Origin of the sequence: Campylobacter sp. BCW_6460 (assembly GCF_001762705.1) — a bacterium.
Classification (GTDB): Bacteria; Campylobacterota; Campylobacteria; order Campylobacterales; family Campylobacteraceae; genus Campylobacter_D; species Campylobacter_D jejuni.
The window spans coordinates 1-1,282 of the sequence record NZ_MJXI01000038.1 but is presented as its reverse complement, the minus strand read 5'-3'; the positions used below and the strand labels follow the sequence as shown (position 1 = coordinate 1,282).

The window sequence follows — 1,282 nt, the reverse complement described above, 5'->3', positions numbered from 1 at the left end:
TAAAGAATTACTTTCTAAAAGAAAGAATTTAAGTGATACAGCTATCATTGTTTCTACAGGACCCTCTCTTACTAAACAACTTCCTTTGTTAAAAAAATATGCTAATAAAGCTACAATTTTTTGCGCAGATTCTTCTTATCCTATTTTAGCTAAACATGACATAAAGCCTGATTATGTACTTTCCTTAGAAAGGATTCCTTTAACTTCTGAATTTTTTAACAATGATTTTGGGGAATTTGATAAGGATATTTTGTTTGTTCTAAAATCCTATGTCCACCCTCATACTACAAAATATCTTCAAAAAAATAATAGAAATTTTATGCTTGTATCTACATATGCAAGTTTTATAAATTATTTAAAACTTGATGATTTTGGGTATTTTAATATGGGATTTAGTGTAGCTAATATGAATTTTTTACTTGCTATACATTTAAAGCATAAAAATATCGTTTTAATAGGACAAGATTTAGCTTATACTAAAGATGGACTTTCTCACACTAAAGATTATAGCAATCTTGATAAACATGAAGGACATTTTCAAAGAGATAAAAACAAATATACCACTCAAGCTTATGGAGGCGATGGAAAAGTTGAAAGTTCTTTTGTTTGGACTCTTTTTAGACATAATTTTGAACAAGATGTGGCCAATGCAAAAAAAAATTATTATATCACCACCTACAACTGCACCGAAGGTGGAGCAAGGATAGAAGGAACCATAGAAAAACCTTTTCTATGGGCTTGTGAGAATTTACTTGATAAAGATTTAAATAAACCTTTTGAAAAATTAGAACCTTTAAGTTTAAATAAACAAAATGAGTTTTTACTTAAGGCTTATTATAAAGTTTGTAAAAGTATTGAACATTGTAGAGATTTTAGTAATAAATTTATTAAAAGCTATGATAAAATAAAAAATTCTTTTATTATCTTGCAAAATTCTCAAGAAAATGAAACCCTTATCAAAGAGATCATTAAAGATATAGATAAAATCAAAACTCAAATCGATGAGCTTTATAATACTCAAAAGGATTCGATGCAAATTTTAGGTCCTTTACTGACACAATTTGAACTTAATCTTGCTAGAATTTATGTTTTAAATCCTAAAACCAAAGAAGATGCTTTTAATAAAAGTATTCTTTGGATAAAAGAACATTTAGAATTTATGGAATTAGTTTATGGACATATCAAAGCACAAGAAAGTGCTTTGATTAAAAATATACTTCCTTTAGAAGAAAAACTTAAAGAAAGAAAATTAGATAAATGGATGGAAAGGGTAAGAAGGTGA

General features: G+C 26.9%; 1 protein-coding gene. It reads left to right on the top strand.

The window, feature by feature from the left end; translation table 11 throughout:
- Window positions 1-1,282 (top strand): flagellin modification protein PseD (gene pseD / locus AJ881_RS09615; protein WP_261660249.1); only part of this gene is annotated, 1,282 nt, incomplete at its 5' end.